Origin of the sequence: Neohoeflea coraliihabitans (assembly GCF_019334345.1) — a bacterium.
Lineage (GTDB): Bacteria > Pseudomonadota > Alphaproteobacteria > Rhizobiales > Rhizobiaceae > Pseudohoeflea > Pseudohoeflea coraliihabitans.
In genome coordinates, this window is the sequence record NZ_JAHWQX010000001.1 from 353,976 (window position 1) to 376,331 (window position 22,356).

The window sequence follows — 22,356 nt, forward strand, 5'->3', positions numbered from 1 at the left end:
CAAGAAGGCCCTGTCAGACCAGCCGCTCGACTGAACCGCGGGTTCGGCGCTCCGCCTGCAGCCGGACAGCATGGACCGCAACCGCCGGAACGAAAAGTTTCCTGACGCGTGGCGGGCCGCGCACATTAAAAGCACGCACAGTGAGCCGGCCGTCATCTGCTTGGCCGTTGTCGGACTTCTGCGCCGCCCCACCGTGGGCTGGCACGCAATAAATTCTTCCTGGACTGCGCCAGGAACAGATCTAGTGTGTGGGCAACTCAGCGCAGCGAGAACGGAACGGCAAAGCCGATCGTGGCGCAGAAACCATCATCGCCACCCGCTCCCTCAGCGCTCAACCAGTCAGCCGATCGCCAGACCATTCTGGTCGAAACTGATGAGTTGATCCGGCTGATAGCCGAGCGTCACCTCCGTCCCCACCTCCATCTGGTGCTGTCCGCGCAGCAAGGCGCGATAGACGGTCTGGGACTTCGATTGCTGTGGCGCGACCGTAACGACCGTGAAGCCGCCCAGTGGCTCGACCGAGGAGATGCGGGCGGTCGCCACGTCTCCAGCTCCGCCATCAGGGCGAATTGCCAGATTCTCTGGCCGCAGACCGACCTGAACCGCATTGGCCGGAACTTCCCTGGCATCGAGCTGTATCAGTCCCTCCCCCGCCAAACGGATCCCCGATGCCTGCGTGTCGTCGAGCTGGAAAAAGTTGATCGCCGGCGAGCCAAGCATGCCGGCGACATACTTGCTGACGGGGCGGTCATAGATGTCGATCGGCGTACCGATCTGGCGGATCTTGCCATTTTCGAGAATGGCCATGCGATCCGCGATCGACATCGCCTCCTCCTGGTCATGCGTCACATAAACCAGAGTTTTTCCCGCATCGCGCTGGATGCGTTTCAGCTCGACGCGTGTTTCCTCGCGCAGCCGCGCGTCGAGCGCCGAGATCGGATCGTCCATCAGATAGGCGACAGGGTCACGGACCAACGCCCGGGCAATCGCCACCCGCTGGCGTTCACCGCCCGACAGATGGGCCGGGAGCTTGTGCAGGATATGCTCGATATGCAGCTTGGCGCTGACGTCCTCGACTTTCTGCCTGATATGCGTCTCGGACATTTTGCGTTCAACAAGCGGGAAACGGATGTTGTCCAGCGCCGTCATATGCGGAAACAGCGCGAGATTTTGAAACACCATGGCGATGTTGCGCTGCGAGGCCTGGAGCGTCGTCACCGCCTTGCCGTCGATGTAGATTTCGCCGCTATCGGGGACTTCCAACCCGAGAAGAAGGCGCAGAAGCGTCGACTTTCCGGAAAGGGGCGGTCCGAAAAAGCAGAAAAATTCGTTATCCGCGATCTCGAAGGAGACATTGTCTACCGCGGTGGTATCACCAAAGCGCTTGGTGACGTTCTTGAAAGCGATGCTTGCCATTTCAGCCGATCCTCGCCCCTGTTTGCGCATCGAACAGTCGTTCAGACCCTGAGGCGGGCCGGAAACTGACCATGCTGTCGAGTTGCACGGCGACATTGTTGTCAAAGACCGCCTTCACCTCACGCCCGGAGGCTTCGAGATGCAGGATCGTGCGGGCGCCGATCCGCTCGAGAAAATCGGCCTTCATGGACAGTCCATTCTGCGATGTCAGTTCGATCTCCTCCGGACGGAAGCCATAGAGGACCGCGGCAGAATTTCTCTTCTCTGCCAATCGCGCGAGTTCGTCCGGTAGCTCGATGGTCTGATCGAGCTCCTCGAAAGCGATCGCCGGACGTCCATCGCGGGAGGTCAGGGCGCCTTTCAGGAGATTCATCCCCGGCGAGCCGATGAAATTGGCCACGAAGATGTTGGCCGGATTGTTATAGACCTCGAGCGGCGTCCCCACCTGCTGCAAGACGCCCTGATCCATGACGGCGATCCGATCGGCCATGGTCATCGCCTCGAGCTGGTCGTGGGTGACATAAACCATGGTTTGCCGGAAACGCCGCTGCAATTGCTTGAGCTCGTAGCGCATCACCGAGCGGAAAGCGGCGTCGACATTGGATAGGGGCTCATCGAGCAGGAAGATCGCCGGCTCGAGCACCGCCGAGCGGCCGATCGCGATCCGCTGCAGGATATTGACCGACAGGCCTGCCGTCGGCTTGTCGAGGAGCGGGCTGAGCTCCAGGAATCCGGCAATTTCGTCGACCTTACGCTTGCGCTGCGCCGCGGGCAGGCCATGCATCCGCAGTCCATATTCGAGGTTCTGGCGCACCGTCATATGCGTGAAGATCGCATAATTCTGGAAGACGAAGCCGACACCACGCTTACCCATCGGCACGCGCGTGACGTCCCGATCGCCAAAATACACGGTGCCTTCGCTCGGACTTTCCATGCCGGCGATGATGTTCATTGTCGTCGATTTTCCGCACCCGGACGGGCCAAGCAAAGCGAGAAATTCCCCGTTGCGCACCTGCAGGTCCATCTTTTCGATGGCCGTAAAATCACCAAATCGCTTGGTCAGCTTCTCCAGCCGTATCTCGCTCATGCGCTCGCCCTCGATTTGTTTCTCTGAAGCAGATACATGCCAAGCGCCGCGACGATCGACAGGGTCACCAGGATGAGCAAGGCCAGTGCCGCCACATAGCCCCAGACCAGTTCGAGCGTGGTGATCTTGTAGATGAAAACCGATATGGTTTCAGTGGCCACGCCCGGCCCGCCGGCGGTCATGATGTACAGCGTATCGAAAATCTTGAAGAGCTCGATGGTGCGGATGGCAACGGCGATGATCATGATCGTCTTGATCTTCGGCAGCACGATGGTGACGAAACGCTGCCACGGCGAGGCTCCGAGCAATGTCGCCGCCTTGAGCTGATCATTCGGCACGCCGAGCAACCCGGCCAGCAGGATCAGAAACATCAAGGGTGTCCACTGCCAGATATCGGCCATGATCACCACGGCCAGAGCGAGATCGGGATCAGACAGCCAGCTGATCGCCACCTTGCTGCCCGTAAACAGGGACAAAAGCTGATTGATGGGCCCGTCGGACTGGAACAGCAGGAAGAACATGTACCCCGCTACGGCCGGGACGATCATCATCGGCACCAGCAGGGCCGAATAAAAGACCTTCTTGGCCGGGAATTCCTCCATGAACAGCATGGCGATGGCCAGACCGAGGAGAAATTCGATCGGCACGGCGATGATGATGATCAGGAAGGTTCGCCAGAGCGCTCCAAAAAAACGATCATCGTCGAAGAGATCCCTGTAGTTCGCAAAACCGGCCCACAATTCATAGGCGCGCGTCCAATTCAAACCACTGAGCGGAGTCCAGTCGGTCATGCTGATGTAAAGCTGCATCAACAGCGGAAACACCGCGATGAACAACACCAGAATCTGAGTTGGAAGGGTCAGGTAAAAGCCCAGGCGCCGTTGATCGGCGCTGGCCAGTCTCTGCCGGCCCTTGGTGTCAGAAATCGACTTGGACATTGCTGTCGCCCCACTTGCATCGGTCATTGTTTCAGGGCTCCGAAGGTCAGGCCGCGCACCAGGTGACGCTGGATGGCGATCCCCAGGATCACCGGCGGCACCGCCGCGATCAGGCCGAGGGCGGCCTTGGCACCATACAACTGGCCTGTCATCGAGGAGGACAGGGAGGCCATGTAGACCGGGATGGTCTGCCATTCCCGCGTCGTCAGCATCAGCGCGATCAGATAGTCAGACCAGTTGAGAATGAACACCAGCAGTGCCGAACTCGCCAGCGGACCGGCCATCATCGGCAGCGTAATCCGGGTGAACACCCTGAAACGTGTGCAGCCCTCGACGAGCGCCGCCTCTTCGATTTCGCGCGGCATCTCGTCGAAATAGGTTTTCATCAGCCAGAACGAGAAGGGCAGCGTGACAATGCCGTAGATCAGGGCGAGACCCCACCAGGTGTCGATCAAATTGAGAAAGGTCCACATGATCATGACGGGGATCATCACCGCCAGCGGCGGAAACAGGCGCAGCTGAATCAGGGCCAGCGGCAGGTTCTTGCCACTGTTGAAACGCGACAGCCCGTACGCAGCGGAGGTTCCGGCCACCATCGCGATCAATGTCCCGATCACCGAGGCGAGAAGCGAAGCAAGGATCGGCCGACCCGCAGTCTTTTCCAGTTCAACGATCAGATCGTTGGTGCTCTGCCCGAAGATGAAGCGAAAATTGTCAAGCGTCGGCTGCCGCGGCCACCAGGTCAGGTCGTCGCCGAGCGCCGACCATTCAGGGATAGGCTTGAACGCCATGGAAATCATCCAGGCCACCGGAATCATCGCAATGAACAGCGCCAGAAGGATCATGCCGTAGCGAAAGATCTCGAAGGGAAATGTGCGTTGCATGGCTGGACGGTCTCGTTTGGAAATCGGGAGCAGTCACCGACGGCTGGGCCGCCGGTGACCGCGTTGCATGTCAGACCGCCGGATCGAGAACCGTCGGCCAGGCAGCGTTGTTGGCACGGACGGCCTCGACGATCTTCTCTTCGCCGGTGCGCCGCACGATGCGATTCCACTGCTTTTCCGTATTGGCCATCGCCATTTCCGGCGTGATCGATCCGGTCAGTGCAGCCACGAGATTCTCGTCCAGCGCATTGTGCAAAGCCGTCGCGCCGGGATAATTGATCGTCGGCACGATCCGCCGCACCGTCTCCTTGATAACCTCGACGTGGTAGTCGTGGTAGGTTTTAGCGACCAGCGGATCGGAGAAGTTGGCCAGTTGGAACGGGTCGAAATAGCCTGACGGATTGGCTGTCATCCACGAATAGATCTTCGACGACCCAAGCCATTGCAGGAACAGGTAGGCAACTTCCGGATGGGTGGCTTGCGTCGAAACCGAGGCCGTCAGCGAGAACCACAACACCGATCGGCGTACCAGATCGTCATCGTGCACGCGTCCTGGAGGAAGCATCGACCCCAGTTTGCCGGTTATTTTCGATCCTTCATTGCCCGGATTGTCGAGGAATTTCGGCAGGTTCGAAAAGGCACAGGTCATCGCCGCGCCACCTGCGGCCATGTTGCCGTACTGTTCCGGCCAGCCCCAGGAAATGGCGTCCGGCGAATGGTAATCGAGGGAATCGACGTATTCCCTTGTCGCCAGAACCCCTTCTTCCGAGTTGATCAAGGGTTGCCCGTCATTGCCGAACAGGTGACGATTGGGCTTTCCGGTGGAAACATAGCGCTGATACCAGTTGGTGTATCCCCAGCCTTGGTTCCTCAGATCGGTGCAACCGAACAGCCCCTCTTCCGGACGATGGAAGAAGCGGGCGATCTCATCAAGCTCCTTCCAGGTCCGCGGCGTCTGCAGCTCATAGCCATACTGATCGCGGAAAGCCGCCTTTTCTGCGGAATCCTCGAACAGGTCGGTGCGATAGACCCAGGTCTGGAAGTCACCATCCAGCGAGACCCCATAGACGGAACCGCGATATTCGTTGAGCAGTGACACGCCCTGCGAGCCGCCGACATAGCCGGTCTCCGGATCGTCCCACTCGGGCCGGTGCTTTGCGACATACTCATCGAGGTTGACGATCCCGCCCGTTTCGGCGAGGTCGCCCAAGCGGTTATAGTCGAGGGAGTAAATGTCGTAGTTTCCGCCGCCGGTGGAAATGTCCTGGATGGTCTTGGTGAAGCCCTGCCCTTCCGGGATGCCGATGATGTCCAGCTTGACGCCGGTTTCCTTCTCCCAAAGGTCCTTGACCGAGGGTGCCCCGTCAGGGAACGGCTTGGTCAGCTGGCCAATGGATCCTTCCGACAGCGCCAGCCGGATGCTCGACGGCGCCTGCCCCTTGCCGGCCAGCTCCTTGACCGCCTCTACGGCACGTCCTTCCGGGGAATCGGGCCCGTATTGGTAAGCTTCGGCTCCGGCAAAGCCGGTCGGCCCGCCGATCATGCCCTCAGCCAGAGCATCCGCCGCAAGGGCTCGGCCCGGACGGATGAATTGCGTGCCGATCATGGCACTGGTGCACAGCAGCGCACCCTTCCCGCCCAGCTTGAGGGCGTCACGGCGCGTATGTTTCTTGAAAGCAGTCACGGGCTCTCCTCCCCATTGACGAATGAACCGAGATGCATGTGCATTGGAAACCATCAGGAACCGCTCATGCAACTGACGCAGGACGATAGGACGACCCGCCACCCCTGTCAACTAAATTCATTTTATTGATTTGTTTTTCTCATAAAGTTGAGTTTTTTCTGCTTTCCTGTAAATTTGGCTGGTCGAACGCCTAAACCGCGCCTATCACCCGAGGGGAAATCGACTGTTCCCTCAGATTCAGCCCGAGCGGAAATGATGAGAAACGTTTCAAAATCCGAACAGCGGCGAGCCAAGCGCCAGGTGCTTTTGGCCGATGTCGCGGAGATGTACTTCATCAAGCAGATGACCCAGGGTGCGATCGCCAAGAAGATCAGCACCACCCCGTCCAATGTGTCGCGCATGATTTCTGACTGTCAGCGTCTTGGCATTGTCAGGATCACCATAAATCGGCCCCGGGTGGAGGATGACACGCTTTCAAGCGAACTTGCGGAGCGCTTCAAGCTTGTCGACGCCCGGGTCGTGGTCAGCGATGAACATGACCCTGGACAGATTTCAAGGACGGTCGCGGCAGCCGGGGCCGAAATGCTCAAGGACAATCTGGTTGTCAGCGGCACGCTCGGCATAACCTGGGGCAGGACACTTCTGTCGATCATCGAGGAATTTGGCGAGCCGGTGAACAATGGCGGCACCGTGGTCCAATTGGCCGGCTCCATCGGTGCGACCCATGAGGAGTTCGACGCGGTCTCCCTGGTGCATCGCCTCGCCGACCTGCTGCACGCCCGCCCTGCCTATCTCAGCGCCCCCTTCTTTGTTGACGATCCCGCCGTAGCCGCGTCGCTGCTGAAGAATTCGTCCAACCTGGAAGCCCGACGCTCCTCGCTGCAGTGCGATGTGGTGATCATCGGTGTCGGCAATCTCGATCCGCAGCATTCGACGCTGCTGAACAGCGGCCATCTCTCCGAAGCCGAACGCCAGCATATTCTCGACGGTCCCGGTGTCGCGGAAATCTGCGGCCATCCGATCACCGTCGACGGACAGCTCGCCTCTCCTGATTTCTCGAAGCGGATCATCAGCATCCGGCCAGAGGAAATTCTCAGCGCCAAGACGCGCATCGCCATCGCGGCCCGCCCGAACATCGTCCAGCCCACGCTCGCTGCCCTGCATGGCGGCTATGTCACCCATCTGGTCGCCAATGTCGAAACCGCGAACGCGCTCCTCGCGGAAGACTGATCGTCCGAAAAGCCCCGTTGTCGTCCAAGCCGCACCGGTGTGCGGGCGAACAAACGTGTGCACATTCCGCACAAAAAATCATATTATTGATTTTTCTGTCTCAAATTTATGAAGTTTATTGACATCAATCGAACCTCGACGTATGTCTCGATCGAACGGGCCGGGAAGCTTGCTACGCGATCTCGCGCCATCGGATGCTCACTCAAGGGCGGGAAGAGATATGACCAAGAACTGGGTTGCGGCGGTGGAGCAGGCCGCGAACAACATCCGCAAGCGCGTGCTCGGACTGACGATCAAGCAGAATGGCTGCTACCTCAGCCAGGCGCTGTCGTCCGCCGAGATCCTCTCCACTCTTTACCTCAAGTCCCTGAACCTCGGACCAAGCGAGGCCGCCTTCGTTCCCGGCGCCTTTGCGGGCGTGCCCGGAACCCCGAACGGACATCCCGCCGGGCATGGCGGCAGGTACAACGGCCCCGGCAATGGTGACTGGGACCAGTTCATCATCTCTCCGGCGCATTATGCCGTCGTGATTTATGCGGCCCTTGTCGAAGCCGGCCGGCTCTCCGAGGACTGCTTTGACTCCTTCAATACCGACGGTTCGACCATGGAAATGATCGGCGCCGAACATTCTCCCGGCTTCGTCATGACCACCGGCTCCTTCGGCCAGGCGCTGTCGCAGGCCGGCGGTGTCGCCCTTGGCCGTCGATTGAAAAACGAGACGGGCCAGGTCGTGGTCTTCCTCTCTGACGGCGAATTCGAGGAAGGCCAGACCTGGGAGGCCATACAGTGCCTCGCGCACCACAAGCTGGACAACGTCAAGGTCATTGCCGACGTCAACGGGCAGCAGGTTGATGGGCTGACCAAGGACGTGATGAATATCGAACCGCTGGAATCGAAAATCCGCGCTTTTGGTGGATCCGTTTGCGTCATCAACGGCCACGACCCCGTCGCCATCGATGAAGCCCTCGGCCAGTCCGAAGCCGGCAAGCCGCATGTGGTGCTGTGCTACACGGAAACAGACCGCGGCATTCCGCTTCTCACACCGCGAAAGCCCCATCTGCATTACGTCCGTTTTCACGATGATGCCGAAGTGCAGGCTTTCCGCGAATTTCACGCTGCGATGTAAGGATCTGCGTCATGCTTGAGTCGAAAGTTCACAACCGCAATCTTGTCGCCTGGGCGAAGCACCATCCGGAAGTCGTTGTTCTCTCAGGGGACCTGACCGGATCAACGGAGATCGCCGGCTTTCGCGATGCCTATCCGGATCGTTTCTTTTCGATGGGAATGGCCGAACAGAACATGCTCAGCTTCGCCGGAGGGTTGGCGCGCGAAGGATACGTGCCGATGCTGCACACCTTCGCGGTCTTCATGTATCGCCGTGCTCTCGACCAGCTGTCGATGTCGGTATGCTATCCGAACCTGAAAGTTCGACTTTTCGGCTTTCTGCCCGGGGTCACGACACCGGGCGGCGTCAGTCACCAGGCGATCGACGATATCGGCGTGCTCTCGGCGATCCCGAATCTGAGCATTCTCGAAGTCGGCGATGCGACGGACGTCGAAACCGCGCTCGACCCGATCCACGCGATCGACGGTCCCGTTTACATCCGCATGATACGCGGCGAAATTCCGCGCCTGTTTCCAGCTGACGAGCCTCTGCAGTTCAACAGGGCGCGGGTTCTGTCCACCGGAAACGATCTCGCGGTCATTTCCTCCGGGGTCTGCACCCAGGAGGCCATCGGCGCCGTGGCTTTTCTGAAAGAACAGGGTCTGGCGGTCGAGCATCTGCACGTCTCCACGCTCAAGCCCTTCGACGACCCCCAGATTTCCGAAACGCTCGGGCGCCAGCGCCATGGTGTCATCACCCTCGAGAATCATACGGTGCTCGGCGGCCTCGGCAGTCGTGTCGCAAACCGAATTGCCGAGGAAAAGCTCGGCGTGCGCCTGATCAAACTCGGTTTGCATGATACCTACGCGCACGGCGCGTCATACCCCTATCTCAAGGCCAAATACGCGCTCGACGGCGCCGCCGTCATTGCTGCGGCCGAGCGCCTGACCGGACAGACCTTCGATCTGAACGGCAGTCTTCCGGAAGTCACAGCGACCCAGCAAAATCTTCGCGCTTCCGAACAGTTGGAGGCACTATAAAGCCCCAGGCGCTGGACGAGCAGCCAAAAGCCGTATGGGCAGCAGACCCCGGTGCCGCGGTAAACAGGACCCGTGAGCAAAATTTTGATGCTAGAAACCACCCGAACGAGAGCCTAGCCCTATGCACCAGCTGGAACTACGCAAGCAGGTCTGCCAAGCCAACCAGGCTCTGGCCAGTTCGGGTCTGGTGCGGTGGACGTCTGGCAACGCATCCGGACGCGATCCGGCGACGGGCGAAATCGTGATCAAGCCATCCGGAGTCCTGTTCGACGACCTGACGCCGGAAAAAATGGTGGTTCTCGACGCCAGTGGTCACGTCATTGACGGGGACCTCAAGCCCTCGGTTGACAGCACCTCGCATCTGTATGTCTACCAGAACATGCCGCAGGTGCACGGCGTCGTGCACACGCATTCCCAGTACGCCACCGGCTTCGCCGTGGCTGGACGCGATTTGCCGATTTCGACCACCACGCACGCCTGTCTCTTTGGCGCCCGCATCCCCTGCTCGGGCCTCGCCTCGATCGGTGAAACCGAGATCGGCCGCGAGATTGTCCGCCTCATCGGCGACGGCAGCGCGGTGCTGCTGCGCAACCACGGCGTATTTACAGTCGGCAAGTCGGCTTGGGATGCCCTGAAATATGCTGTCTATGCCGAGGAAAGCGCCGAGGCGAGCTTCCTGGCCCATCAGCTCACCGGCGAAATTCCCGAACTCGATTCAACTTTTGTGGCGGGATGCCGCAGCATGTATCTCAACGACTATGGTCAGGAAAAAGAGAATAACTCAAATTATTGAGTTTAGTTTTGCAATAATATGAGTTTTTGTTGACACCCCTCGAGGCTTTTGGCAAAATCTGAAAAGGATGGATTTTCAAAAGTTCGGGTTTGGTAACCCTGACTGCGGTGATCGAAATGTAGCCTCCCGTTTCCGGCAGATCACGTCCGGAATCGCGATGCAGGCAGCGCGGGCGAAGACGTATCGGGAGGATAATCAATGCCGCAGCTTCTTCTTGGAATCGATGTCGGATCGCATGAAACCAAAGGCGTCCTGACCGACACTGCAGGCAAGGTCATCGCCCAGGATGTCCGCAAGCACGAAATGAACTATCCGCGACCGGGCTTCGTCGAGCACGAAGTCGAAACGGTCTGGTGGTCGGAATTCGCCGATCTCGCCCGCAGCCTTGTCGAAAAGGCCGGGGCAGACGCCGCCGAGATCGCGGGAGTGGCCGTCAGCGCCGCCTTTGGCATGGTTCCGGTCGATGAAAAGGGTGATCCGTTGCGCAGCGGCGGCATCATGTACGGCGTGGATACCCGCTCGACAGACGAGATTAATCAGCTCAATGCGCGGCTCGGCGAAGAACAGATCCTGCAGCGCTGCGGAAATCCGCTCTCAACCCAGCAGATGGGGCCGAAGATCCTGTGGCTGAAGAACAATGAGCCGGAGGTCTATGCGCGGGCCCACAAGTTTCTCCCCTCCTCCAGCTTCATCGTCGCGCGGCTGACCGGCGCGTTCGTCATCGACCACCTGCATGCTGGCTTTTTCGGTCCGCTCTATGACTACAAGAAGCAGTGCTGGGGCGAGGATCTGTGTGAGGGGATTGTCGAGATTGAGCGCCTCCCCGAGATCAAATGGGCCTCGGAAATCGCCGGCCGGGTCACCGAGCAGGCTGCCGCGGCCACGGGTCTGGCCCCGGGCACCCCGGTCACTGTCGGCACCTCCGATGTTGCCTCGGAAGCCTTGAGTATCGGCGTCACCAAACCCGGTCAGACAATGATGATGTACGGCTCCACGGCATGGATCACGCTGCTGGTCGAAAAGCCTGTGCTCGATGAGATGTTATGGGCATCGCCCTTCGTTTTCCCGGGTGTCTTCTGCCTGCATGGCGGTACGGCGACCAGCGGATCTCTGACCCGGTGGATCCGCGACAATGTCGCCACGGATCTGGTTGCGGCAGAAGCAGAAGGAAATCCCGAAGCCTATACCGTGCTCACACAGATGGCCGAGAAAGCCCCCGCCGGTTCCGAAGGCCTGGTCATCCTGCCCTATTTCTCCGGCGAGCGCAGTCCGATCAACGATCCGCACGCCAAGGGCATGATATTCGGCCTGCAGATGCACCACGGCCGCGAACATCTCTACCGTGCCGCTCTTGAGGGCGTCGGCTACTCGATCAACCACACACTTCAGGTGATGGCTCGGGCCGGCGCCAATCCGCAATTGCTGACGGCCGTCGGCGGCGGCACCAAGAGCAAGGTCTGGCTGCAATCTGTTTCCGACATCACCGGTGTGAAACAGAATGTTCCCGCCACCACGCTCGGCGCCTCTTATGGCAATGCGTTTCTGGCCGGCTATGCCACCGGTCTGTTTACAGCTCCGGAAGACATCCAGAATTGGATTGCCCTTGCCGAGGAGATCACCCCGAACCCGGCCAACGCCGAGACCTATGGCAAGCTGATGGACATCTATCTGACCCTGTATGAGCGCAATGCCGACCTCATGCGGCGGATTGGCGACACCACATCCTGACCTATCCAGACCCACTCCAACCGAAAAGGGCACAAAAATGAGAATGGCAAAAACAAGCTTCGGATCCTGGGCCTTTGCGTTCGGACCTTTCGCGACCAACCCCTATCCGTTCGAAAAAGTCTTGCAGTACGCCTCCGAGACGGGCTTCGATGCAATCGAGATCAACGGGTTCCGCCCCCATCCGCATGCAGACGATTTCGACACGGCGGAAGGCTGGAAGCCGCTGAAGTCAATGATCCACGACAAATACGGCCTGGAAATTTCGGCCATCGCCGGTGACTTCCGGTGCGCTCCGCCCAGCCAGGTGTCCAAGGACATCTACATGAAGGAGTTCCGCAAGAGCCTCGAGATGTGCAAGCACCTCGGCACATCGATCACCCGCGTCGATACGATCGCTCCGCCCAACGCGTTGACACCGGACGAGTACAAGGAGCGTTTCGACAATCTGATCGAGAACTGGTCGGCCGCCGCGGAACTGGCGCGCGAATACGACGTGACGATCGCCTGGGAGTTCGAGCCGATCCTCTGGATCAACAAGCCGAGTGAGATCCTCAAGGTTCTCAAGACGATCGACCATCCCAATTTCACGGTCATGTTCGATACGGCGCATGCGCATATGGTGGCTGTGGTGGGCCGTCATCAGACCGGCGAAAAGGAAACGCACCCCGGCGGCATCATTGGCTTTGCCAAGGATCTTGGCGATTACATCGGCCACTGGCACCTCATCGACTGCGTCGAAGCCGACCAACTGGCGGATGGCAACTCGATTCACTCGCCGTTCGGCACCGGGGCCATCGATTTCGTGGGTTTCTTCTCCGCCATGAAGGAACGCCTCGAAAACGCACCCTACTGGACATTCGACTTCTGCTCCTGCCCAACGACCGAAGAAGACGGCAAGGATGCAATCCCCTTCATCAAGAAAGTCGTGGCACAGGTGGACTGATCAATGCCTTACACCAACAACGGCCCTGTCAGCCTCTACTGGGAAGAGCATGGCGAGGGCCCGCCCCTTGTCATGATCGTCGGCCTTGGCGCCGACATCAGCGTCTGGCCGCTGCATCTCGACCACTACAAGAAGCATTTCCGCTGCATTCTTGTCGAAAACCGCGGCATCGGGAAATCCGATAAGCCTCCGGCCCCTTATACCACCGAGGACATGGCCGGTGACGTCGCAGCGGTGATGGATGCAGCCGGGGTGGACAAGGCTCACATCCTCGGCGTCTCGATGGGCGGCGCCATTGCCCAGGCATTCGCGCTCGCCCACAAGGCACGCGTCTTGTCGCTGGTCCTGGTCAGCACCTGGGCCAAACAGGACAATTACGGCAAAATGATCTGGCGTCATTTCAAGAATGTCCGCGCCCATGTGCGGCCCGAACAATGGGTGGAGACGCTGCAATTGTGGATCTGGGCGCCGCGATCGATCGAAGCGGATCCCGAGAGCATGGCCGCGGCGCGGGAGGGGGCTGCAGTCGGTCCCAATCCGCAACCCGATCATGGCTTCGAGGGTCAGTGCGATGCCAGTATTGCCCATGACAGCAGTCATCGCCTTGGCGAAATCGAGGCTCCGACTCTCATCACCGTCGGCGACAAGGATATCTTCACGCCCCCGCACATGTCGGAAGCGTTGCACAAAGGCATCCCCAACGCCCGGCTCGATGTCTACGAGGGTTGGGCGCATGTGCACCATTTCGAGGATGTCGAAAGGTTCAACCGGACGACAACCGAATTCATGTTGGAGCATTCGTCATGACCATACGGTTCGGCTGCCAGACCTATACCTGGCAAATGAGCGGGGAACGCTATCTCGGCGAACTCGACCGCATCATCGGTGTGGCCGGTGATGCGGGTTTCTCCGGGCTGGAATGCGAAATCCAGTTTCTCGGCAAATTGCGCGATCCGGCTCTGATGCAAAAGGCGCTCGACGATGCCGGCATCGATTTCGCTGCCCTGAGCATCGTTTCCGACTGGGCCGAGAACCGGGAGACGGACGCGGAAAAGGCGGAGACAGATTTCGCCATCGATTATCTGGCGACCAGCTTTCCAGACGCGATTCTCAACATCGTGCCGTTTGCCGGTCCGAACCGCGACAATCTCGCCGAACGGCAGGACAATCACCTTGCCATCATCAACGATATTGCCAGGCGGGCAGCAGATCGCGGACTGAAGGCCACCTATCACCCGAACTCGGTGCCGGGCTCGACCTGCATCACGCGGGACGACTACCGCAAGATGCTCGACGGGCTGGACACGACAATCGTCGGCTGGTGCCCGGACATCTACCACATCAAGGCCGGAGGCATGCAGCCACTGGAATTGCTGCGCGACTACCGCGAACTTGTCGGGCATGTCCATTACTCGGATTTCGATGCGCAGATCACGCCGCAGGCCATGGGACAGGGCGTGATGGACTATGAGGCGGTAACCTCCTATCTCGCCGAGACCGGCTACGACGGCTGGCTGGTGGTCGAGGACCACTGCGAATGGGCCAAATCGGAACCCGACGAGGTGACCCGCTCGAACGGACGCTACTTCCGCGAAAAACTCGCGCCTCTGATCGGATCGGGGCGGCAATGAGAAAATTTGCCATCAACCAGATCTGTCTCAAGGATCAGTCTTTCGAGCAGGCGGTCGAGGCAACCGCGAGGAGCGGCTTCCACGCCTTCACGCCCTGGTATGACTACATCTCCCACCTTGACCCCGCGGCGGCGCGGCGCATTATCCTCGACGCCGGTCTGGAGGTCAGCGGCTTCTGCAATTGCGGTCTCTTCGCGCTGAAAGGTCCGCAGGAGCGCCAACAGGCAATCGATGAGGCGAAACGCAACATCGAATGGGCAGCCGAGCTCGGAGCGCCGTCCATCGTTGCCGTCGCCGGCGGTCTTCTGCCCGGCTCGACCGATCTCGATGCCGCCCGGGATTTCGCCTTCGACTGCCTGGCCGAAACGCTTCAGTTCGCACGCACGACGCCGGTGACCATGGCCCTCGAGATCCTTCACCCGATGTACACGCCGGACTGGTCCGTCGTCACCACTTTGAAGACAGCCAACGACTGGTGCGACCGCCTGGGCGACGGCATCGGTCTCGCGGTCGACACCTATCATTCCTGGTGGGACCCTGAGCGCGATGCGCAGCTTGAGCGCGCGGCGCTGTCTCAACGAATTGCCACGTACCACATTTCCGACTGGCTGGTGCCCACCAGTCATCTGCTGCTGGACCGCGGCATGCCCGGCGAAGGCGTCATCGATCTCGCCGGCTTCGACGCGCAAGTCACCGGCGCCGGATATGCGGGCCCGGTCGAAGTCGAGATATTTTCCGAGCGGCTCTGGCAGCGTCCGCCGGCGGAATTTCTCGCGGACCTGCTCAAGCGCTGCCAACAGGTCTACGGCGCCTAAGACGCGCTTCTCATTTAACCAGAGATATAAATCCAATCACCACCGCTGCCCCCGCTGACCGCCAGTTGGACGGCAGGCCGCACGGGCGTCGTAGGACGCGCAGCGCTCGCAACCTCCTATACAGTTCTGTCTGCATGAAAACGCCGCCGCCCGGTCCGCCAAGCCCCCGGACTCGCCAGATTGCTGTCCTGGCGGACAGCCGCGCGTCCGGCGCCGATGTCTCCAGAATGCTGTTTCGTCAGCAGGGCTGACGCAGCGCCTGCAAAGCCGCGGCGATGGTCGCGGTGCGCGCCGTACCGGAATGGTGCTGCTCGATAAAATCGCGACCGGCGCGGCGCAGGTCCTCCCGGCGTGCCGGGTCGCCGAGTAGCAACCGCAATGCGGCTACAAACTCCCGGGATGTCTCGGCGGACAGAAAATGGCGCCCTGGTTCCAGATCCAGCCCCTCGACAGCTTTGGCGGTAGCGACCACCGGACAGCCGACCGCCAGCGCCTCCAGGATTTTGATGCGCGTTCCGCCGCCCTCGCGCAACGGCAGCGCCATCACCGCGGCGCGCGCATACACCGAAGCAAGATCGCGTGCATCGGCCACAAGCCGGTAACCCGCCCGCTCCACACTTTGTCTCAACCGGGCGCCCGGGCGTCGGCCGCAAACTTCGAGCCGGACATCAGGCAGCGACTTGCGCAGGCCGGGCAAGATACGACTGCACAGTTCACGCACTGCGCGCTTGTTCGGCGGATAGCTGAGATGTCCGAGAAAGAGCACCCGGTCCCCGCCGGGTGAAAACGCCGCGCCACCCGCCGCGCACCAGGCGGGGACCGGGTTGGGCACCACGGTCGCTGCCCGCCCCGTTAGCGCCACAAGGCGGGCGGCGTCGGGACCGGAACAGGTCCATATCGCGGTGGCCAGCGCCGCGCATTCACGATCAGCCTCCACGAGTGCGCGGCGCCTTTCCCGGTGGATCAATGGCGCCAGCGATCGCAGCGGCCGCGGCAGGCGGGCGCGATCGATGTCGGCCTGAAGCAGGCTCTCGACATTGTGCATGTCAACAAGGATCGACAGGGCCGGATGGCGCCGCCTCACGGCGCGCATGGCTGTCAGGGTGGCGACGCCCTCGAAGAGGACGAGCGACGGCTGCTGCTCTTCCACGTATGCGAGCAGCCGCTCTACCTCGCCCGGTGCCAAGCTACGAACCGTCGGGGCGCCGGCCCGCGCCGCACGTCCCTCAACGGGCCTCAGCCGTATCGTCGCCCCGGTCCCAGAGCCATTCCGTAGCGCGGGGCTGCCCGCCGCTGCCAGCGTTGACAAAGCTGCAAAGTTGGCGTTGTTGCGAAGTTCAGCCCCCGAAAACCCAGCATCAAGTTCCTGTATCACCACTTGTAAAAATGGCATTATCCTCTCCCCGGCGCCTCCCGCGAATAATACACCAGACTTGGCGCGACAAGCACGTTCCGGCAGAGCTCGGCGACCCGGGCAGTTGGCGGGCGCTCAATCCCGGGTGGGATTACCGGTTCTGGACCGACGACGACCTGCTGGAGTTCTTCGAGACCGAGCGGCCGGACCTGCTGAACCTTTACTTGAGCTACCAGCGTCCGGTGCAGCGGGCCGACCTCGCCCGCTATTGCCTGCTCGCCCGCTATGGCGGCATTTATGCCGATATCGACACGCGCTGCGTGGGGTCGCTGGAGCCGCTGGTGGGCGAGACCCGGGCAGTGCTGTGCGCCGAGCCCCCGGCCCATGACGAGCCTGCGCGGGTGCGCGGCCTCGAACGGCTCTGGTTCAACGGCACCATGGCCAGCCCGCCGGGTCATCCGCTATGGGACCAAGTGATCGATTTGTGCCAACGCATGGCGTTCCGGCACGCGCACGATGTGCTGGAAACCACCGGACCGCTGATCCTGAGCGCGGCTGTGGCGCAATCTGCGGATCCGTCCGGGCTGGCGCTCAATTCGTCCGGGTTGTTCGCGCCGCTTGCCGTGGACGGTGGATATTGCGACGACCCCGCCTTCGGCCCCTATGGCCAGTTGCGCCTTTCGCAGCACCTGTGGAAGGGGACCTGGTACAAGAGCCGGCACGAGAGCTGGTACCGCCGGCAGATCGGCAAGTTGCGCAAGCTGCGGCATCGGCATTTCGCAGGTGCACGTCTCGACCCGGCGGCCATGCGGCGCAACATAAACCCCGATGGGCTGACCGACCCGCTACCCGTATCCGACGCGACACCGGAGGTGGCGATCCTGATCCCGGTGCGCGACGCCGCGGAGGTCCTGCCGCGCTGTTTCGAGCTGTTGCGCAGCCTCGACCACCCGCACTCGCGCCTTCATTTGGTGTTCGGCCACGGCGCCAGCCGAGATGACAGCGCGGGGCTGATCGACGGCTTTCTCGCTTCGCACGCCGCTGCCTTTGCCTCGGCTCGGCGGATCGAGCTTCCGCGCGAAGGACCGGCGTTCACCGACGCGGACCGCTGGAAGCCCGAGAAGCAGCGGCATCGGCGGGCCGGGCTGGCACGAGCGCGCAATGACATGCTGGCGGCGGCGCTGCCTTTGCCGGTGAAGTGGATTCTCTGGATCGACGCCGACATGGTGGCCTATCCGCCCGATCTTGTCGCACGGCTGCTGGCGGCGCGGGAGCGAATCGTCACGCCGGACTGCGTTCTGGAGCCGGGCGGCCTGAGCTTTGACCTCAACACCTTCCTCTCGGTGTATACCCCGAGCCGGACCGAATATTACCGGCATGTGCGCGACGGCCTGCTGCAACCACCCGAGGACTGGTGGTTTCGGCGCCATCTGCACGACCTGCGCTACCTCGAAATGGTCCCGCTGCACGGTGTGGGCGCGACCGTCCTGTTGGTGCATGCGAGCGTGCACCGCGCCGGCATCCATTTCCCGGAACTGCCCTATCGCGACCTGATCGAAACGGAGGGCTTCGGCCAGCTGGCCCGCGACCTCGGCGTCGTCCCCGTCGGCTTGCCGCAGCTCGAGGTGGTCCATGCCCGCCGCTGACGCCATGGCCCGAACGCCGATCGTCATGGTTCTGACCTGCGCGATCTCGCCCCCCCAGCGACTGCGATCCGCACGATCCGAACTGGCCGGCGCCGTGCCCGGCGTGCCTGTGCGGGTCGTCGACGGACTTGTCGAGGAGGACCCGGCGGTCGACGCGCTGTTTGATGCCGGGCGGGCGCAGCGGTTGTCCAAGCGGCCGCCGACGCGCCGTGAGGTGGCCGTCTACGGCACCCATCGCCTGGCCTGGCAGGCCTTGCTCGACAGCGGCCGAACGACGGCAATCATCCTGGAGGACGACTTCAAGCTGGTGGCGCCGGCGGCGCTGGAAGCGCTGCTGGCCCACCTCCCCGGCGTGCTCAACAGCGGCTTGCACATGCTCAAGCTGTTCGACTATCCGCGCACGCGCAACGGCGGCTGGGCGCTCGAGCGGAAATTCGGCGACGTGTCGCTGGTGCAATGGGCCCGGCCACGCGCCGGCATGGTGGGATATCTAATCACCGCCGAGGGCGCACGGCGCCTGCTGGCACGCGAACGGGTGTTCCGGGTGGTCGACGAGGACACGAAATACTTCTGGGAACTGGGCCTCGACATCTGGTCGCTGCGGCCCCTGCCGGTGGCTGACGGCTCCGACGCGCTCGGCGGCAGCCTTCTCGACGCGGCACGAAACTGCACGCGACGCCGCCGCCGGCTGCGCCGTTCGCTGCTTGGCATGGTGCTGACGCTGCACCGCCGAAACCGGTCGCGGCTCGCCTTCCTCGCCGCGGTGCTGTCCACCCGCAACGCGCGGCTGCGCCGCTTCGCCACGCGATGACAGCCTGCACGCGGCAATAACCGCCGAAAGCTCGACGCGCGCCGGCGTGGCGCTCCTCAAGGTATGCGGCGCAGTTGTCAGCGCATACGATGTTATAGCCGCAGCCTGCTCGACGGCCATGTCGATACTCTGGTCGGTCACAGATAGATTGGCGATCAAGTTCCCGATGCCGAGATTGCGCGGAAGGCAGCGGAGGATCGCTTGCTTTCGCCGTTGGCGAGGTACATGCTGAATATTCAGGCCGGTACTCAGCCGACGATCGGATAATTCGATCCGCACTATCTAAAGGTTCGGAACGTATACCCTCCTCCTCAAGGGGCAGCGCTCGATTGGTGCCGGAAGACGGGCGTCGAGAAGGACCGATTTGTCCAGTAGTTTGATTCAAACATCGAAACCATGGCTCCGCGGAGCTCAGAAACCCAAACTCTTCCAACAAGGCCTTTGCGGTTACCGGGGCGATCCGAATTGCAACTCCGCAGACCTGGGACCCGGAATTATCTTCTCGACAGAAGGTTCTCGGATGCCGCTTCCGGAATGGTTGCGTCGGCAATGTCCTCCGGCAGTTCGTTGATCTCATTGCCGAGGCCACCTTCTGGCGCAGTCGACTCGGTCCCAGATTCGACGACGGTGAGCCTTTTCCTGGTCGCGTCCGCAATCGCTGTCTGTGTCCCAGGAGGCGTGTCTTTGTCCGCCCCATCCATAACGACCACCGGAAGACCCTGCGGGAAGATGACCTCGCGCGCTTCATCCGGCATCGATACGCCATTCTCGACCAATGTCCGTTTGATGAGGCGCAACGCCGAGGAGCGAACCCTGTGCGGAGAAAGCGAGCGGCCGTCTATCCAGAAATGCGCTTTGAGGTTCACTGTTGCCGAACCGAGCGCATCGACCAGGACCATAGGAGGTGGCTCGTTCAAGATTGCTTCGTGACCGCGCAACACGTCCACGATCAGGCGTTGCGTTTCGCCAATCGAGGTATCATAGCCGATGCCGACCTCCGCCGTTATCCGGCGCGCCGGCCCAGCCGTGTAGTTGACGATTGTGTTCTTGAAAACCGTTGCGTTGGGTATCTGAACGTGGTTGCCTTCAAGGGTGAGCAAGATGGTCGATCGTGTGTTCATCGACTGCACCACGCCTTCAAAGTCAGCAACGCCGATCACGTCGCCCTGCCTAAACGGGCGGCGAATGCTGAGCAGGAGGCTGGCAAGGAAATTCTCTGCAATATCGCGGAACGCAAACCCAATCACGATGCCGATAACGCCCGCGCCGCCCAGCAGCGAAACCGCCAGCCCGGTCAGCCCGGCAACCTGCAAGACGAGATAGACGCCGAGGACCAAAATCGGAATTGCGATGGCACGGGCTATCACATTGCGCAGGAAATCCTGCTCGATCCGTTGGGCGAGAACACGTCTTACCAGTGTGGCGATCATGCTCGACAGCAACCAGGCAAGCGGCAGGATCAGGACTGCAAGCACGATCAGCGGCAATGAGACCGCGAACTTCCTGGCGAGCGACTCGATTTCGCCAAAGGCCGGAGCGAAATCCCAATTGACCTCTTCCCGCACCTCGATCCGGTTCACCACGGCGACCGTGCCCTCGGTTCGCGCCGCCAGATCACGAGCCCAGTCGCGCTGATCCTGCGAACCCGCAATGCCGTCGATGAACACAATCCCTTCATCCACATCGACCAGCACGTTGCGATACCAGCCCGTTGCCCGCAATATCCGGCCGATTCGGTTTTCGATGACTTCATCTCGCGCGACTGGCTCCACGGCCACCGCCTGCTCCGGTGAGCTGGCCTCGTCGGCAGGTTGCGCATGCGGTTGTGCGGGAACGAAAAGCAGGACAACGAAAAACAACATGGCAAGGACGGCGAGCCGCAGGCGTGGAAAAATCGAGGCCCGTGTTAAGCCGATTGCTGGCAGCACCATCTGACGTCCTTGCTTTCGAAAGCTCTTGCCGAGAATGTCACTCGGCGAAAAGCTCTCCACTCCATCAAGTTGTGATGTGCGCGCCAAATTTCCAGTTCCCGCTTGGCAGACAACGGACAGCGCTGGGAAATTTTTGGTGGTGGAGCCAGTCCTCAGCGAACCCGTCTCTGGTCGCAATTTCCCGGTTATCCGGGAAGAAACCGCGTATTCTCCGCGTTTTCGCGACATGCCGCTGTGTTGGAGCGCGAATAGCCATAATATTACTGCCGCTTAGAAGATTTTTCCCGTCAGGCAGAAATCGGGAAATGAAAATCGGAAGACGGGAATCGGCGGCGCGAAACGGGGAAGATTGCAAGGATCATCGCCGCTCACGGATAAAGTCGGACTGAGCGCAATCGTCAAGCTTCAGTCAGAGAAATCGGCGGCCATCTCCCATGATCCTGATGCTAGCGCTGCTCACCCGCTCCACATACGGCTTGAACAGCGCGCGCGATGGGACTGGACGGCTCAAGATACTCGTCCATGATATTGAAATGGTGGTATCCGGGGAGAATGTGAACCTCCGGATCTCCACCGTGCTGGCGCAGGTGCCGGGAATAGCGGTAGCTCTGATCGATCCAGGCCCACGGTTCCTTTCCGCCGGCGATGACGAGGTTGCGGCAATCGACCTTCGGTGGAAGGCGTTCCGTGTTGTTGCGCTCGATGATCTCCTCGGTCAGCGCCAGGTCCGCATTGACGCTAATGTGCATCGCCGGTGTTGGATCGAAAATGCCGCTGATCATGACTGCGCCGGTAATGATGTCGCGCGGCAACCCTCGCGCCGCCCAGTCGGTGGCGACAACCATCGAGCACAGATGCGCGCCGGCCGAATTGCCTGACACGCTCATGCGGTGTGGGTCGCCACCGTACTGATCGATATTCCGGAAACACCATTCGATGGCATTCAGGGCTGATGCAGTGACCCCGTCGAGCGTCACAGCGGGGCACAGGTCATAATTTGCGATGACGACCGTAACGCCGCTGGCGACCAGATCTCGCGCGATAAAGGAGAAGTTTTCCTTGTCCTGAATCCGCCAATAGCCGCCGTGGAAAAAGATATGGACCGGAGAATCCGGACCTGCCGGAAAGATGTCGAGCCCATGAAGGGGTCCGGGACCGTACTTCACATCCAGATGCGCCTCCATGCTTTGCCGGCAAATGCGGCTCATCATGGTCCGGTGCGCTTGAAATGAGCTCGCGGGTTTATCTACGGATTTTTGCGGATTGAACTGATATTCGCGTTCTTCCGCGTCGAGGCTTTGCCAGTCGTGCATTATCAGA

General features: G+C 60.9%; 19 protein-coding genes. 11 read left to right on the top strand and 8 right to left on the bottom strand.

The window, feature by feature from the left end; all coding sequences use genetic code 11:
- Positions 1-339: 339 nt before the first annotated feature.
- From KY465_RS01705 to KY465_RS01725, 5 genes are all read right to left on the bottom strand, one after another.
- Positions 340-1,416 carry an ABC transporter ATP-binding protein gene (locus KY465_RS01705; RefSeq protein ID WP_219157788.1) on the bottom strand — a complete coding sequence of 359 codons (1,077 nt, stop codon included), beginning with the start codon at positions 1,414-1,416 and terminating at the stop codon, positions 340-342.
- 1 nt (position 1,417) lies between these two features.
- Entirely contained in the window at positions 1,418-2,503 is a 1,086-nt protein-coding gene (locus KY465_RS01710) for an ABC transporter ATP-binding protein (RefSeq protein ID WP_219157790.1), read from the bottom strand.
- On the bottom strand, positions 2,500-3,468 hold the full coding sequence (locus tag KY465_RS01715; RefSeq protein WP_428982910.1) for a carbohydrate ABC transporter permease: 969 nt from the start codon (positions 3,466-3,468) through the stop codon (positions 2,500-2,502). Before KY465_RS01715 ends, KY465_RS01710 begins: the two co-directional genes overlap by 4 nt.
- Positions 3,465-4,325, bottom strand: a complete 861-nt coding sequence (locus KY465_RS01720; protein WP_219157792.1) for a carbohydrate ABC transporter permease — start codon at positions 4,323-4,325, stop codon at positions 3,465-3,467. Before KY465_RS01720 ends, KY465_RS01715 begins: the two co-directional genes overlap by 4 nt.
- Positions 4,326-4,395: 70 nt before the next feature.
- Complete coding sequence (locus KY465_RS01725; RefSeq protein WP_219157794.1) at positions 4,396-6,009, bottom strand: extracellular solute-binding protein; 1,614 nt, start codon at positions 6,007-6,009, stop codon at positions 4,396-4,398.
- A gap of 255 nt (positions 6,010-6,264) precedes the next feature.
- Here KY465_RS01725 and KY465_RS01730 point away from each other — a divergent pair, with 255 nt between their 5' ends.
- The 9 genes from KY465_RS01730 (at position 6,265) to KY465_RS01770 (ending at position 15,294) form a co-directional block, all read left to right on the top strand.
- Positions 6,265-7,239: a sugar-binding transcriptional regulator gene (locus tag KY465_RS01730; protein WP_219157796.1), complete on the top strand. Its 975-nt coding sequence runs from the start codon at positions 6,265-6,267 to the stop codon at positions 7,237-7,239.
- A gap of 220 nt (positions 7,240-7,459) precedes the next feature.
- Positions 7,460-8,365: a 1-deoxy-D-xylulose-5-phosphate synthase N-terminal domain-containing protein gene (locus tag KY465_RS01735; RefSeq protein ID WP_219157798.1), complete on the top strand. Its 906-nt coding sequence runs from the start codon at positions 7,460-7,462 to the stop codon at positions 8,363-8,365.
- Positions 8,366-8,376: 11 nt separating this feature from the next.
- The gene (locus tag KY465_RS01740) at positions 8,377-9,384 is read left to right on the top strand and encodes a transketolase family protein (RefSeq protein ID WP_219157800.1); all 1,008 of its coding nucleotides are present in this window, start codon (positions 8,377-8,379) and stop codon (positions 9,382-9,384) included.
- A gap of 121 nt (positions 9,385-9,505) precedes the next feature.
- Entirely contained in the window at positions 9,506-10,177 is a 672-nt protein-coding gene (locus tag KY465_RS01745; RefSeq protein WP_219157802.1) for an L-ribulose-5-phosphate 4-epimerase, read from the top strand.
- Positions 10,178-10,375: 198 nt separating this feature from the next.
- Positions 10,376-11,905: an FGGY-family carbohydrate kinase gene (locus tag KY465_RS01750; protein ID WP_219157804.1), complete on the top strand. Its 1,530-nt coding sequence runs from the start codon at positions 10,376-10,378 to the stop codon at positions 11,903-11,905.
- A 43-nt stretch (positions 11,906-11,948) separates the two neighbouring features.
- A complete protein-coding gene (locus KY465_RS01755; protein WP_219157806.1) occupies positions 11,949-12,848 on the top strand; it encodes a sugar phosphate isomerase/epimerase family protein in 900 nt (299 codons plus the stop codon).
- A 3-nt stretch (positions 12,849-12,851) separates the two neighbouring features.
- Positions 12,852-13,655, top strand: coding sequence for an alpha/beta fold hydrolase (locus KY465_RS01760; RefSeq protein ID WP_219157808.1), 804 nt, complete (start codon positions 12,852-12,854; stop codon positions 13,653-13,655).
- Entirely contained in the window at positions 13,652-14,479 is an 828-nt protein-coding gene (locus KY465_RS01765) for a sugar phosphate isomerase/epimerase family protein (RefSeq protein ID WP_219157810.1), read from the top strand. Before KY465_RS01760 ends, KY465_RS01765 begins: the two co-directional genes overlap by 4 nt.
- Entirely contained in the window at positions 14,476-15,294 is an 819-nt protein-coding gene (locus KY465_RS01770) for a sugar phosphate isomerase/epimerase family protein (protein ID WP_219157812.1), read from the top strand. The genes KY465_RS01765 and KY465_RS01770 overlap by 4 nt, the downstream gene beginning before the upstream one ends.
- Positions 15,295-15,532: 238 nt before the next feature.
- Here the strand turns inward: KY465_RS01770 and KY465_RS01775 are convergent, their stop codons facing one another.
- Positions 15,533-16,480, bottom strand: a complete 948-nt coding sequence (locus KY465_RS01775) for a glycosyltransferase family 4 protein (RefSeq protein WP_219157814.1) — start codon at positions 16,478-16,480, stop codon at positions 15,533-15,535.
- A 200-nt stretch (positions 16,481-16,680) separates the two neighbouring features.
- On the opposite strand from KY465_RS01775, the gene KY465_RS01780 reads away from it, so the two are divergent.
- Together KY465_RS01780 and KY465_RS01785 are read left to right on the top strand one after the other, a co-directional pair.
- Entirely contained in the window at positions 16,681-18,294 is a 1,614-nt protein-coding gene (locus tag KY465_RS01780) for a glycosyltransferase (RefSeq protein ID WP_219157816.1), read from the top strand.
- Positions 18,281-19,105, top strand: a complete 825-nt coding sequence (locus tag KY465_RS01785) for a glycosyltransferase family 25 protein (RefSeq protein ID WP_219157818.1) — start codon at positions 18,281-18,283, stop codon at positions 19,103-19,105. The genes KY465_RS01780 and KY465_RS01785 overlap by 14 nt, the downstream gene beginning before the upstream one ends.
- A gap of 494 nt (positions 19,106-19,599) precedes the next feature.
- Here the strand turns inward: KY465_RS01785 and KY465_RS01790 are convergent, their stop codons facing one another.
- Positions 19,600-21,123 (bottom strand): mechanosensitive ion channel family protein, encoded by a 1,524-nt coding sequence (locus KY465_RS01790; RefSeq protein WP_219157820.1) that lies wholly within the window; start codon positions 21,121-21,123, stop codon positions 19,600-19,602.
- A 359-nt stretch (positions 21,124-21,482) separates the two neighbouring features.
- Complete coding sequence (locus tag KY465_RS01795) at positions 21,483-22,349, bottom strand: alpha/beta hydrolase (RefSeq protein WP_219157822.1); 867 nt, start codon at positions 22,347-22,349, stop codon at positions 21,483-21,485.
- Between the last annotated feature and the right edge of the window lie 7 nt (positions 22,350-22,356).